14 protein-coding genes are annotated in these 12,957 nt (G+C 75.2%); 7 read left to right on the top strand and 7 right to left on the bottom strand.

Going from position 1 to position 12,957, the window contains the following annotated elements:
- Positions 1 to 121: 121 nt before the first annotated feature.
- Positions 122 to 973, bottom strand: a complete 852-nt coding sequence (locus ACFY7H_RS26615; RefSeq protein ID WP_388942629.1) for a methyltransferase domain-containing protein — start codon at positions 971 to 973, stop codon at positions 122 to 124.
- Positions 974 to 1,177: 204 nt separating this feature from the next.
- Between ACFY7H_RS26615 and ACFY7H_RS26610 the strand changes: the two genes are divergently transcribed.
- The 3 genes from ACFY7H_RS26610 (at position 1,178) to ACFY7H_RS26600 (ending at position 4,296) form a co-directional block, all read left to right on the top strand.
- Positions 1,178 to 1,750, top strand: coding sequence for a TIGR03086 family metal-binding protein (locus ACFY7H_RS26610; RefSeq protein ID WP_388942626.1), 573 nt, complete (start codon positions 1,178 to 1,180; stop codon positions 1,748 to 1,750).
- A 125-nt stretch (positions 1,751 to 1,875) separates the two neighbouring features.
- Positions 1,876 to 3,132 (top strand): aminotransferase class I/II-fold pyridoxal phosphate-dependent enzyme, encoded by a 1,257-nt coding sequence (locus ACFY7H_RS26605; RefSeq protein ID WP_388942933.1) that lies wholly within the window; start codon positions 1,876 to 1,878, stop codon positions 3,130 to 3,132.
- Positions 3,133 to 3,177: 45 nt separating this feature from the next.
- Positions 3,178 to 4,296 (top strand): MBL fold metallo-hydrolase, encoded by a 1,119-nt coding sequence (locus ACFY7H_RS26600; RefSeq protein ID WP_388942623.1) that lies wholly within the window; start codon positions 3,178 to 3,180, stop codon positions 4,294 to 4,296.
- A gap of 33 nt (positions 4,297 to 4,329) precedes the next feature.
- On the opposite strand, the gene ACFY7H_RS26595 is transcribed toward ACFY7H_RS26600, so the two are convergent.
- The 6 genes from ACFY7H_RS26595 to ACFY7H_RS26570 all read right to left on the bottom strand — a co-directional run bounded on the left by ACFY7H_RS26595 (position 4,330) and on the right by ACFY7H_RS26570 (position 7,915).
- Positions 4,330 to 4,851 carry a GNAT family N-acetyltransferase gene (locus ACFY7H_RS26595; protein WP_388942621.1) on the bottom strand — a complete coding sequence of 174 codons (522 nt, stop codon included), beginning with the start codon at positions 4,849 to 4,851 and terminating at the stop codon, positions 4,330 to 4,332.
- A gap of 140 nt (positions 4,852 to 4,991) precedes the next feature.
- Entirely contained in the window at positions 4,992 to 5,417 is a 426-nt protein-coding gene (locus tag ACFY7H_RS26590) for a contact-dependent growth inhibition system immunity protein (protein WP_388942616.1), read from the bottom strand.
- Between the two features lie 41 nt (positions 5,418 to 5,458).
- Positions 5,459 to 6,106, bottom strand: a complete 648-nt coding sequence (locus ACFY7H_RS26585; RefSeq protein WP_388942614.1) for a helix-turn-helix domain-containing protein — start codon at positions 6,104 to 6,106, stop codon at positions 5,459 to 5,461.
- A 62-nt stretch (positions 6,107 to 6,168) separates the two neighbouring features.
- Entirely contained in the window at positions 6,169 to 6,504 is a 336-nt protein-coding gene (locus ACFY7H_RS26580) for a MazG-like family protein (protein WP_388942611.1), read from the bottom strand.
- Positions 6,501 to 7,142: a DedA family protein gene (locus ACFY7H_RS26575; protein WP_388942608.1), complete on the bottom strand. Its 642-nt coding sequence runs from the start codon at positions 7,140 to 7,142 to the stop codon at positions 6,501 to 6,503. The genes ACFY7H_RS26580 and ACFY7H_RS26575 overlap by 4 nt, the downstream gene beginning before the upstream one ends.
- Positions 7,139 to 7,915, bottom strand: a complete 777-nt coding sequence (locus ACFY7H_RS26570) for an MBL fold metallo-hydrolase (protein WP_388942605.1) — start codon at positions 7,913 to 7,915, stop codon at positions 7,139 to 7,141. The genes ACFY7H_RS26575 and ACFY7H_RS26570 overlap by 4 nt, the downstream gene beginning before the upstream one ends.
- A gap of 148 nt (positions 7,916 to 8,063) precedes the next feature.
- On the opposite strand from ACFY7H_RS26570, the gene ACFY7H_RS26565 reads away from it, so the two are divergent.
- The 4 genes from ACFY7H_RS26565 (at position 8,064) to ACFY7H_RS26550 (ending at position 12,779) form a co-directional block, all read left to right on the top strand.
- On the top strand, positions 8,064 to 8,468 hold the full coding sequence (locus ACFY7H_RS26565; RefSeq protein WP_388942602.1) for a hypothetical protein: 405 nt from the start codon (positions 8,064 to 8,066) through the stop codon (positions 8,466 to 8,468).
- A gap of 204 nt (positions 8,469 to 8,672) precedes the next feature.
- The gene (locus ACFY7H_RS26560; RefSeq protein ID WP_388942930.1) at positions 8,673 to 10,805 is read left to right on the top strand and encodes an alkaline phosphatase family protein; all 2,133 of its coding nucleotides are present in this window, start codon (positions 8,673 to 8,675) and stop codon (positions 10,803 to 10,805) included.
- Positions 10,806 to 10,880: 75 nt separating this feature from the next.
- Positions 10,881 to 12,296 carry an amino acid permease gene (locus ACFY7H_RS26555; protein ID WP_388942599.1) on the top strand — a complete coding sequence of 472 codons (1,416 nt, stop codon included), beginning with the start codon at positions 10,881 to 10,883 and terminating at the stop codon, positions 12,294 to 12,296.
- Positions 12,297 to 12,338: 42 nt separating this feature from the next.
- On the top strand, positions 12,339 to 12,779 hold the full coding sequence (locus ACFY7H_RS26550; protein WP_388942596.1) for an SRPBCC family protein: 441 nt from the start codon (positions 12,339 to 12,341) through the stop codon (positions 12,777 to 12,779).
- Positions 12,780 to 12,957: the final 178 nt, after the last annotated feature.

The raw sequence follows: 12,957 nt of genomic DNA, 5'->3' as shown, positions 1-12,957 counted from the left end.
TGCGGCCGGTGCGTGCGGGGCGCCTGAGCCAGTCGGGGCGCCTGAGGCGGTCGGGACGGGCGGAGCCGCCGGGACGGGCGGAGCAGCCGGTGCCGGCGGGGCCGCCGAAGCGGTCAGACGGTCAGGCGCGGCACAGCAGTTCGCCGTGCAGGACCGAGAACCACGCGTCCGGTGCCGCACCCCAGGCGTGCCAGGCCCCGGCGGCGGCGGCCAGGGCCTCCGGGGTGGCGTGGCCGCCGTCCGTGGTGGCCGCCGCGTAGGAGGAGGTGGTGGTGCGGTCCGCCCACAGGGAGGACCACCAGGCGACCTCCTCCGGTGTCGCGTAGCACCAGGCCGTCGCCGACGCCCGTACGTCGGTGAACCCGGCCGCCCGCGCCCAGGACAGCAGCCTGCGCCCGGCGTCCGGTTCGCCGCCGTTGGCCCGGGCGACGCGCCGGTACAGGTCCAGCCACTCCTCCAGGCCCGGCGTCGCCGGGTACCAGGTCATCGCCGCGTAGTCGGCGTCCCGCACCGCGACGATCCCGTCCGGCCGGCACACCCGGCGCATCTCGCGCAGGGCCCGCACGGGATCGCCGACGTGCTGGAGCACCTGGTGCGCGTGGACCACGTCGAAGGAGCCGTCGGGGAAGTCCAGCGCGTGCACGTCCGCCGTGGCGAAGTCGACCGCCCCGGACAGCCCCCGCTCCGCCGCGTGGGCGCTCGCCTGGTCCAGTACGCCGGCCGCCGCGTCGACGGCGGTGACGTGGCCGCCCGGCGCGACCAGCTCCGCCAGGTCGGCCGTGATGGTGCCCGGGCCGCAGCCCACGTCCAGCACGCGCATGCCGGGGCGCAGTTCGCCGATCAGGTACGCGGCCGAGTTGGCGGCGGTGCGCCAGCGGTGCGAACGCAGGACCGACTCGTGGTGGCCGTGGGTGTAGACGGCAGTCTCGTGGGGTTCGCGGGCTCCGTGCGTGCCGTGGGCGGCGGTGCTCATGGCTCACTCCTCGTCGTCGTGGCGGATCGCCGGGCGTGGTGATCACCGTAAGGGATCGGCCCGTACCATGAGATGTGCGTTTTGACATGTGGACACCACCGGTGTGGCGCAAGGGGATTGGCCGGGTCGGTGGCAGGGCAGAGGAGGGGCGAGGACAGTGGGCCCCGGGGGCGGCGCACCCCGAGGCGAAGGACGGTGAGACCCATGCCGAAGACGTTGCTGGAATGGCATGCCGCGGCGCTGAGGCTCTTCGGCGAGCGGGTACGGGCGGTCACGGCCTCCCAGTGGGGCGCGGCCACCCCCTGCACCGAGTGGACCGTGCGGGACCTGGTCAACCACGTCACCGGGGAGCAGCTCTGGATCCCGCCGCTGGTCACCGAGGGGCGCACGGTGGCGGACGTCGGCGACGAGCTCTCCGGCGACCTGCTGGGCGAGGACCCGCCGGCCGCCTGGGAGCGGGCCGCGGCAGCCGGGCACGCCGCCTTCGCCGCGCCCGGCGCGCTGGAGCGGACGGTCACGCTCTCGTACGGGCCGACGCGCGTGTCGGCGTACTGCTCGGAACTGACGGCGGACTGCGTCGTGCACGCCTGGGACCTCTCGCGGGCCATCGGGGCCGACGACCGGCTGCCCGACGACCTGGTCGAGTTCTCCATCAAGGAGGTCATGCCGTACGCGGACGGACTCGCCGCCAGCGGGATGTACGCGGAGCCGCTGGAGGTTCCGCCCGGCGCCGACGCGCAGACCCGGCTGCTCGCCCTCCTGGGCAGGAAGGGCTGAGCGGCGAAAGGCGGCGGGGACGTCAGGGGCAAGGCGGCACGGTTGACGGGCGTATCAGTGTAAATAATCGTATAAAGGGCAGATCGATCGGTGGCGGAGAACGGAAGGCGGGGCACGTGTCGGGGATGGCCGAGGGCAAGACGGAAGGGCTCGCCGGGCTCTGGCACCGCCCGGCCCCGGAGGGGCGCGGCCCCGTCAGGTACGGTCCGCCCGCCCCCGAACCGGGACTCCCGGTCCTGCCCGAGCTGACCTCCGTACTCGCCGCCGCCGCGGACCGGCCCGCTCCGGAACCCCCCGGCGGCGGACAGTCCCTGCGCGAGGCCGCCTGCCGCCACTGGGCCCGGCGCGGGCTCCCCACCGCCCCCGAGAACGTGGCCGCCGGCCCCGGCGCGCCCGCCCTGCTGCTGGCGCTCCTCGGCGCGTACGGCGGCGACGTGCTGCTGCCCAGACCCTGTCCCGCCTGGTGGACCCCGCAGGTCCGGCTGCTGGGACGGCGGGCCTACCACGTACCCACCCCGGCGGAGTGCGGCGGCGTCCCCGACCCGTACGCCCTGCTGGAGACCGTACGGCGGATCCGCGCCGAGGGCGGCGACCCGCAGGTCCTGCTGCTCTCGGTGGCCGACGACCCGACCGCGAGCGTGCCGCCGCCCGAAATGCTGCGCGAGGCCTGCGAGGCGGCCGAGGCCGCCGGCCTGTTCGTCGTCAGCGACGAGAGCTGGCGCGACACCGTGCACCGGCCGCACGACACGCTCGTGCTGAGCCCCGCCGAGATGCTCCCCGACCGGGCGGCCGTACTCGTGGACCTCGCCGGAGCGCTGCTCCCGGCCGGCTGGCCCGCCGCCGTGGTCCGCTTCCCCGGCACCCCGAGCGGCACCTGGCTGAGGGCCCGCACCCTCGACGTCCTCACCGCCACCGGCGCCCTGGTCGCGGGCCCCGTCGCGGTGGCCGCCGCACACGCCCTCGACGAAACCGACGCCGTCGCCGGGCGCGCCTACGCGGCGGCCGCCCTGCACGGCGCGGTGGCCGCCGCCGCCCACCGGGAACTGCTGGCCGCGGGCGCCCTCGCCCGGCCCCCGCAGGCCGGCCGGCACCTGTACGCCGACCTCACCCCGCTGCGCGCGGGACTCGCCCGGCACGGCGTGGCCGACGCCATGGAACTGGAGGACTGGCTCGGCGCCCGGCTGGGGACGCCGACCCCCGGCGGACAGCGCTTCGCCGACGAACTGGGCGCCCTGCGGGTACGGCTGTCGACCGGACCGCTGCTGGGGGCCACCCCGCAGGAGCGGCTCACCGCGCTCGGCGCCCGCGATCCGCTGACGCTGCCACAGGTCCGGGGCGCGCTCGACCGGCTCGGGTCGGTGCTCGCCGGACTGGCCGACTGACGTGCGGCCCGCGCCAGCCGGCCGCCGCCGAACGGAGACTTCGCGATGAGGGACCAGCCGGACGCCCCCGTGACGACCGCCCCGCCGGCCGGCGGCCCCGGCGACGCCGTCCCCGCGCTGCCGGGCCACCCGCCCAGGCATCCGCCGGCCCCCGCCGCGCCCTCCGCATCCCTGTCCGCCCCGCCCGGCCCCCCGTCCGCCCCGTCCGCACCCCGCCCGCTCGGCGAACACCGGCTCTGGCCCCGCTCGTTCGCGGACCGGCTGACCACCCCGCTGCCCGGGCTGCGCGCCTTCGCCCGGCTGGCCCGCGAGGGCGCGTTCCGGCCCGGCGCGGAGGGACTGAGCGGTATCCCCGACCTGCCGTACGAGCCCGCCCCGCTGCCGGAGGCGCCGCCGGGCACGCTGTCCGTGACCTGGGCCGGGCACGCCAGCTGGGTGCTGCGGACCGGCGGCCTGACGGTGCTCACGGACCCGGTCTGGTCCCGGCGGATCCTGGGGACCCCGGCGCGGATGACACCCGTCGGGGTGCCGTGGGAGGAACTGCCGCCCGTGGACGCCGTGGTGATCAGCCACAACCACTACGACCACCTCGACGCCCCCACCCTGCGGCGGCTGCCCCGGGACACGGCGCTCTTCGTCCCGGCCGGACTCGCCCGGTGGTGCCGCCGCCGGGGCTTCACGAGCGTGACGGAGCTCGACTGGTGGGAGTACGCCGAACTGGGCGGCGTACGCTTCGAATTCGTACCGGCACACCACTGGTCCAAGCGCTCCCTGCTGGACACCTGCCGCACCCTGTGGGGCGGCTGGGTGCTCACCGACACGGCCGCCGGGCGCACGGTCTACTTCGCGGGGGACACCGGCTACGGCCACTGGTTCGGCGAGATCGGCCGCCGCCACCCCGGCATCGACCTCGCGCTCCTGCCGATCGGCGCCTACGCCCCGCGCTGGTGGCTGCGCGACGTGCACGCCGACCCGGAGGAAGCGGTGCGGGCCTGCCTGGACCTCGGGGCCCGCAGGATGGCCCCGATGCACTGGGCCACCTTCGTCCTGTCGGCGGAACCCGTCACGGAGCCCCTCCACCGCACCCGCGCCGCCTGGACCCGCGCGGGCCTGCCCCGCGAGGACCTCTGGGACCTCCCGATCGGCGCCTCCCGAACCCTCTGAACACGACCGGACGACCGAGGTCGTTTTGGGCCGTCACGTGAGGATGAAGCGCCAGGTGTTGCTGGCGTGTTGCTGGCCCGGCGGGTACTCGTGCACCGCTTCGCCGATGAGGGTGAAGCCGACCGCCCGGCAGACCGCGTTCGAGGCCGAGTTCGCCACACGGGGAAAGGCGTGAACCGCCGGCCGGCGGTGCGCCGCGGGGAGGGCGGCCAGGTGGCCAAGGAGGGCCCGGACGGAGGCTGTCGCCCAGCCTTGGCGCTGGTACTCGGGGAGGACGCCCCAGCCCACTTCGAAGATCGGCTCTCCCCCGTACTCCTTCGGCGTGAAGGACACCGTACCCACCGTGCCCCCCGCCGGAGACTCAACCCGGAACACCCGCCCCTCGTGTGCGGCGTTCGAGCTCATGGCCGTCCAGCGGCGGTGACGGGCGAGGAGTGCGGTGTCGGACTCGGGGCCTCCGAGGTGAGCCGTCATCTCCGCGGTATTGCGCCGCCGCAGCAGCCAAAGGTCGTCGTCCGCCCAAGGGCGGAGACGCACGAGTCCCGTCGTGTTCATGAGGCGAGGAAACATTCCGGAGCCGGTGGCCCGCACCCGATTTTCCTCGACCTGGTCGAGCGGTGGTTCGCGAACTCGGACAGAAGTCCCGGCTCGCCGGCCGGGACGAGCACACCGGACCGTTCGTCCGGACCATCCGGTCAGCAAAGCGATCCAGTCCGGGCGACGAAGAGTGCGAGCTCCTCGGTGGCGCCGCGGGGCAGGTCGGCCGTCGCGGCTTCCGGCAGGTTCATGACTACGGTGCGCAACCGTAGGGCGAGGTCCGGGAACAGGGTCCATGCCGGCATCGGGGCGTCCGCCGCGGCGAGCAGCAGGTCACCCTCGTAGAAAAGGGCGTCGAGCATCGGCTCGTCAAGCAGCGAGCGCACCGCGAGCGGAAGAACGTACGGCAGCGCCACCCGCTGAGAGATGAGGGTGTGCAGATCCGCCGGACGGAGTTCGCCCAGCGGAACGCGCCGTAGCGCGTGCACCTTGCGGACCAAGCGGGTCGCGTCGGAGGCAGGAGGCGCCCAGCGCGGTGGGTCCAGGGCATCGAGCGTGCGGTCGAGGTGCAGCAGGTGGTCCATGGCTCATTGTTGCCGGAACAGGACGACATCTCCGGCTCAGTTCACTGCCGGGCCGGTTTGGGTTTCGGCTTCGCCACCACGTGCATGCGCTCGCCCTGCCGGCCGAACAGGCTGAGGATCTCCACGGGCAGCCCGTCGGCGCTGCCGAACCAGTGAGGCGTCCGGGTGTCCCACTCGGCGGCCTCGCCCGGGCCGAGGACCAGGTCGTGCCCGGCCAGGACCAGGCGCAGGCGGCCGTTCAGGACGTACAGCCACTCGTAGCCCTCGTGCGTGCGCAGGTCCGGCTCGGTGCCCCGGTCCGGGATGACCATCTTGTACGCCTGGAGCGGGCCCAGGCCCTGGGTCAGTGCCACCGACGTACCGCCGTCCCGCATAGCGCGGGGCGTCAGCCGCACGCGGGGATCGTCCACCGGGGGTGCCCCGACCAGGTCGTCCAGGGCCACCCGGTAGGCACGGGCGAGCGGCAGCAGCAGTTCCAGGCTCGGCCGGCGCTGCCCCGACTCCAGCCGGGACAGGGTGCTCTTGGAGATGCCGGTCTCCTCCGACAGCGCCGCCAGGGTCAGACCGTGCCGGTCCCGCAGCCGCCTGAGGCGGGGGCCGACCTCGTCGAGGACGGCGCGGTGGGACGGCGGTCCGTCCGGGCGGGCCGGCGTGTGGGCATGCGTGTGGGCATCCGGGCGCGCATCCATGCGGGCATTCCATCCGACCGTCCCGGAAACGGCAACACGGCCGCCGGGCGGGCCCGGCGGGTTCAGGGCGCGCGCTCCGGCAGGAAGCGGGCCGCCTTCAGGGCCAGCTGGTCCCCGAAGTAGGCCGCCGCGTCGGGCCGCATCCGGGCCAGCGCCACCATGCCGGTGATGATGACGTCGCACACCTCGTCGTGCACGTCGTCCCAGCTGTGCGAGTACCCCTTGCGCGGGTTGCTCCCCGTGGCGCCGATCACCGCCTGTGCCGCCTCGCCGAACTCCTCGCCGATCTTCAGTACTTGGAGGAGGTGGCTCTGCGGAGGATGCACCCCGCGAGCGGCCGCGGCCACCTCGAAGCGGTCTGCGAGGGCACGGACGGTGTCCCAGGAGGTGGAGTTCACGGCCCGACCCTGCCCCGCCGCAGCCGCCGCCACACCCCCGGAGCCACGCCGATCAGCAACGTCAGGGCCACCGCCAGCACCACGCCCTTCCACGGCTCGGAGAAGAGCGAGCCGCCCAGGATCCCGATCAGCCCGTACGTCGCGGCCCACGCCAGGCAGGCGGGCGCGTCACCCCGGGCGAACCGGCGCAGCGGCAGCCCGCCCAGCAGGCAGGCCAGCATCACCGGGATCCGGCCCGCCGGTACCAGCCGCGACAGCACCAGCACCAGCACCCCGTGCTCGTCCAGCTTCAGCCGCGCACGTTCCAGCCGCTCCGGCGGGGTCCGCCCCCGCAGGGACTCCAGCCACCGCGAGCCGCCCCGCGAACGCACCCCGCGCGACCCGAGCCAGTACAGCGCGACGTCGCCGGCGAAGGCGGCCAGCGCGGCCACCACGATGACGAGCAACACGCCGAGGGACAACGACCGCTGATGGAGCGCCACCACCGCCGCCGAACTCACCAGCGCCCCCGTCGGGATCACCGGCACCAGCGCCCCCAACGCCACCAGCACGAACAACGCCGGGTAGCCGACCGCCTGCTGGGTCGTCTCCGGCGGCACCCGCCCCACCACGTCCGCCGCCACCCGCCACGGCGTCACGGCAGCCGCACCCGCTCCCCGTGCGCGGGGACCCGTACGGCCACCTTCGGCGCGAGCAGCCCCGCCCGCCGGGCGAACTCCCCGCCCGGCGCGTGGAACTCGTACGGCCGCACCGCGTCCATGCCGATCGGCCAGTACGTCCCGTAGTGCACCGGTACCGCCGCCGCCGGAGCCAGCTCCGCCACCGCCCTCGCCGCGCGCTCCGCGTCCAGGTGTCCCGGACCCAGGTACGGGCCCCAGCCGCCGACCGGCAGCAGCGCCACGTCCACCGGACCGACCTCCTCGGCCATCGCGGCGAACAGCCCGGTGTCCCCGGCGAAGTACGTCCGCGCCGAACCCTCGACCACGTACCCCAGCGCGGGCGCCCGCTGCGGCCCGAACGGCACCCGCCGCCCGTCGTGCCGGGCGCTCACCGCCCGCACCCGTACCCCTTCCCGGACGCCGACCTCCTCGCCCGGGACCACCTCCGTCACCAGCAGCCCCCGGGCCCCCGCCAGCCGCGCCAGCCCCGGCACCGCCCGGCGCGCCCCGCGCGGCACCACCAGCCGGGTGCCCGGCGCCAGCAGCGCCAGCGACGGCAGGTGCAGGTGGTCGGCGTGCAGGTGCGACACCAGCACCATGTCCGCCTCCGCCGCCTCCGGCGGGGGCACCGCCCCGCGCCGCCGCCGCAGGTGTGCCAGCCGCCGGGCGAACAGCGGATCGGTCAGCACCCGCACCCCGGAGTCCCGCACCGCGCACGTGGCATGACCCCACCAGGTGATCTCCACCGGCACCCCGCACCCCCTTCCCTCGACAGGACGAGCCTAGGACCTCCCCCGCCCGACCGCCCGACCGCCCGACCGCCCGACCGCGCGTCCCCGTGGAAGCGGAACCCGTCGGCCCCCTCCTCCCTGGGCCCGGATCGGAGTAGGGTCGGGCGCCATGGATGCGCTGCGCGTGGCCGCTATCGCCAGCCTGGCCCCGCTCGAGGACCTCGACGCCGACCCCTTCACCGTGGACACCCGCAGCCAGCACGCCATGTGCGTGCGGTGGGCCGCCGAGCAGGGGTACGTGGTCACCCGCCAGCTGCTCTTCTACGGACTGCGGACCGACCACTGCGGGCTCTGGCGCGACGTGGACGCCGGGCAGGTCGACCTGTTCGTCGCCCCCAACCACCGGGTCCTGGCCCGCGCGCTGCGCTCCGTCGAGGAGTTCACCGCCGAGTGCGCGCGGCGCGGCGTACGGCTGGAGACGGCCGGGCTGGACGAACCGGCCTACACCTCCGCCATGAAGGCCGAGGTGCACCGCCGGCTGTCCATGCCGACCGCCGGCTACGACGGCACCTGACCGCCGCCCGCCCGTACTCCCGTGCGCCACCCGTGTCGACCGGTCGCTCCCGCCGCCCTGTGCGACGCTGGCGAGGGGACCGCGGGCCGGGCGCGGGCCGGGGAGCGAGGCGGGTGCGGCGTGTGGCGGGAGCGGTTGCGCTGGCGGCCCGCGGGCCGGGCACTGGTACGCGTGGTGCTCGTCTGGGCGGCGTCGACCCTCACCATGCTCGCGCTCGCCGGGATCCTGCCGGACTTCCGCCTGCAGTCCGCCGACGGTGGCAGCATCACGCGGACGGGGCTGACCGCGGCCTGGGGCGCCGGTGCCTTCGGCGTGCTGAGCGCGCTGGTGTGGCCGGTCCTGGTACGGGCCCTGCTGCTGGTGCCCGCCCTCGTGCTCGGGCTGCTCGTCTTCTTCCTCAACGGCTCGCTGCTGCTGATGGCCCTCAGCCTGATCCCCGCCGGCCGGGGCGCGGCGGTCGCGCCCGAGACGGCGGTGGTCGTCGCCGCCGCGATGTCCGCCGTGGCCTCGGCCACCTCCACCGCGCTCGCGGTGCGCGACGACGAGGCCTACCGGCGCCGGCTGTACCGGCTCGCGGACCGGCGCCGCCGCCGGTTCGGGGCGCCCACCGGCGGCAGCTCCGGGTTGGTCTTCCTCCAGCTCGACGGCGTCGGGTACGAGGCGCTGCGCCGGGCGGCGGCCGAGGGGTTGATGCCCACGGCGGCCGGCTGGCTGGAGCGCAGCCACCGGGTCATGCCCTGGCACACGGACTGGTCCAGCCAGACCGGCGCCAGCCAGCTCGGCATCCTGCACGGCTCCAACTTCGACGTGCCGGCCTTCCGCTGGTACGAGAAGGACACCGGCGAGGTGATGGTCTGCAACCGGCCCACCAGCGCCGCCGAACTCCAGCGCCGGGCGGTCGCGCGCACCCGTGACGGGGGGCTGCTGTCCCTGGACGGCGCCAGCCGGGGCAACCTGTTCGGCGGGGGCGCCGACCAGCTGGCGCTGGTGCTGTCCGTCGCGGCCCGGCGGGGCCGCGCCCACCGCTCCCGCGCGGGGTACTTCGCGTACTTCTCCGACCCGGCCAACGCCGTGCGCACCGCGCTGTCCTTCGTCGCCGAGGTGGGCCGCGAGATCGGCCAGTCGCTGCGCTCACGGGCCCGGGGGGACCGGCCCCGGGTGGCGCGGGGCGGGCTCTACCCGCTGATCCGGGCCTTCGCGACGGTGGTCGAGCGGGACGTGGTCGTCGCCGCGGTGATCGGGGACATGCTGGCGGGCCGTGCCGCCGTCTACGCCGACCTGGTGGCCTACGACGAGGTCGCGCACCACTCGGGCCCGCACAGCCGGGACGCCGACCGGGTGCTGGCCCGGCTGGACCGGAGTCTCGCTCTCATCGCCAGGGTCGCCGAGCACGCCCCGCGGGAGTACCGCATCGTGCTGCTGTCGGACCACGGCCAGAGCCCCGGGGAGACCTTCCTCGGCCGGTACGGACTCAGCCTGAAGGACCTGGTCCGGGCGGGCTGCGGGCTGCCCGTCTCCCGCCGGGCCGGCCGCACCCGCAGCGGGGCCGAGGCCCGGGCCGCGGTGCTGGCCGCCCTGCACCGGCCCGTGGAGGAGGAGGGGGAGGAGTCGCACCCGGGACCCGGCCGCGGTCCGGTGGTGCTGGCCTCGGGCAACCTCGGGCTGATCTCCTTCCCCGACGTGCCGGGGCGGGCGTCGAGGGCGCGGATCGAGCGGGCGCACCCCGCGCTGCTGCCCACCCTGGCCAACCACCCCGGCGTGGGCTTCCTGCTGGTGGACGGGGAGGTGCTGGGCCGGGACGGGGCGGTGGCGCGGCTGGACGTACCGGGGGAGGCGGAGGAACTGCTCGCCCCCTTCGGCCCGGGCGCGGCGCGGGCCGTGCGCCGGACGGACTCCTTCCCGCACGTGGCCGACATCATGGTCAACTCGGCGTACGACCCGGCGACCGGTGCCGTGCACGCCTTCGAGGAGCAGATCGGCTCGCACGGCGGGCTGGGCGGGGAGCAGGCCCGTCCCTTCCTGATGTGGCCGACGGGGCTGTCGGAGCCGGGCCCGGAGCTGGTGGGAGCGGAGGCCGTGCACGCGGTGCTGCGCCGCTGGCTGCGCGAGGCCGACGGCCCCCAGGTCCCGGTGGACGGCCGGCCCGCGGAGAAGCCCGGGCAGCCGGTTCCGGCGGCCGCAGGCCGGGAGGGCGGGGAGGGCCAAGAATGCCGGGAGAACGCGGAGCCCGGCGGCGAACGCTCCGCGAGGACCGCCCGGGAGGATTCGCGGCCCGGGGCCGGATCGGGTGGAACCCTTCCTTCCGCAGGGGTGCCCGCGCCGGACGAAACCCCGTGATTTGTCGCGCACTCCGGCGTGGTCAACCATGTGCTGACCTGCCCACCATGTGAGACATCCAGAGGCGCACCACCGATGACCAGCACCGCAGCCCCACCCGTCGAGGACAGCACCGCCCCCGGGGCCGTCGTACGGACACCCCTGGCCGCCGGCCCCCGGGGCGACCGGCACACCCGCCGCTTCGGACTGCCGGTGGCCGTCTGCCTGGTCATGGGCAACATCATCGGCGGCGGGATCTTCCTGCTCCCGGCCTCCGTCGCCCCCTTCGGCACCGTCAGCCTGCTGGCCTTCGGCATCCTGACCGTCGGCGCGATCGCCCTCGCCCTCGTCTTCGGCCGCCTCGCCGAACGCCACCCGCGGACCGGCGGCCCCTACGTGTACGTACGCGCCGCCTTCGGCGACTTCGCGGGCTTCCTCGCCGCGTACAGCTACTGGATCACCGCCTGGGTCTCGAACGCCGCCCTCGCCGTGGCCTCCGTCGGCTACCTCGCCGTGCTCTTCCCGGCCGTGGGCGAGCACCGGTGGTCGATGTGCCTGGCGGCGCTGGCCGTGCAGTGGCTGCCCGCCCTCGCCAATCTGGCAGGCACCCGCTACGTGGGTGCCGTCCAGGTGGTGTCGACCGTCCTGAAGCTGGTCCCGCTGCTGCTGGTGGCCGTGGGCGGCCTGTTCTTCTTCGACCCGGCGAACCTCGGCCCCTTCCAGGCCGCCGGGCAGAGCACCGTCGGGGCCGTCTCCGCCTCCGCCGCGATCCTGCTCTTCAGCTACATCGGCGTCGAGTCCGCCGCCGTCAGCGCCGGCGAGGTCCGCGACCCGGCCCGCAACGTCGGCCGGGCCACCGTCCTCGGCACCGTCGGCGCCGCCGTCGTGTACCTGCTCGGCACCCTGTCCGTCTTCGGGCTGGTCGCCCACGAGAAGCTGGTCTCCTCCCAGGCCCCCTTCACCGACGCCGTCAACGCCGTCTTCGGCGGCACCTGGGGAGGCACCCTGATCGCCGGCGCGGCCGTGGTCTCGATGGTCGGCGCGCTCAACGGCTGGACCCTGCTCAGTGCGCAGACCCCGTACGCGGCCGCCAAGGACGGGCTCTTCCCCAAGGTCTTCGAGAAGAAGCAGCGCGGGGTCCCGGTCGTCGGAGTGCTGGTCACGGTCGTCCTGGCCTCCTGCCTGACCGTCTACAACTACACCGCGGGCTCCGCGCGGGTCTTCGAGATCCTGGTCCTGGTCACCACCTTCACCGCGACCGTCCCGTACCTGCTCTCCACCGCGGCCCAGCTCTACTTCCTGGCGTCGGGCCAGTCGGAGCGGGTCCGGCGCGGGCAGCTGGTCCGCGACGCCGTCCTCGCCGGCGTGGCCTTCGCCTTCTCCATGTGGCTGGTCGCCGGTTCCGGCTACGCGGCCGTCTACCAGGGCGTGCTGTTCCTCTTCGCGGGCGTCCTCGTGTACGCGCTGATGGCGGCCCGCAAGGGGCGCGCGGCCGTTTCGGACGGGGAGTAATTTGGAAGGAAAGGCCGGCCAGGGGGGCGCTAAGGGGTCGCCATGTCAGCGATCAGCAACACCATCGACATCGACCGGAGGCCGGAAGAGGTCTTCGCGTACGTGACGGACCCCACGCACCTGCCGGAGTGGCAGGACAGCGCCGTGTCCGCCGTCCCCATGGGCGACCTGCCCGTGCACGTCGGTTCGAGGGTCGCCGTCACCCGGCAGTACGGCAGGCGGAGGATCCCCACGACCCTGGAGTTCACCGAGCTGGACCCGCCGAGGAGCTGGCACGTCCACGGCGTCGACGGCCCGGTCAGGCCGGACGTGCGCGGCAGGATCGAGCCCCTCGACAACGGGACCCGCTCGCGCGTCACCCTCTCCGTCGACTTCGAGGGCCACGGCCTGGGCAGGGGTCTCGTGCCCCTCGTGGTGAAGCCCAGGGTCCGCAAGGAGATGCCCCGCAGTGAGGAGAAGCTCAAGCACCTGCTGGAGCACTGACCGGCAGCTGTCCGCCGCTGACAGCGACGGACAGCCCCGGTGCCCAGGCGGAAAACGCGGAGGCCCCCGCCCGCCGGCGCGGGCCCCCCGGGGGTGGCCGGTACACGCGCGGCTAAGTACCCGGAGGGGCGCCGCCACAGCCAAACCCCCCGGGGGGGGCCCGGAGACAAACGCGTAG

The organism is Streptomyces sp. NPDC012794, assembly GCF_042901085.1.
GTDB lineage: Bacteria > Actinomycetota > Actinomycetes > Streptomycetales > Streptomycetaceae > Streptomyces.
Note: the sequence above shows the minus strand (reverse complement) of the source record. Positions and strands in the feature narration are given on the sequence as shown.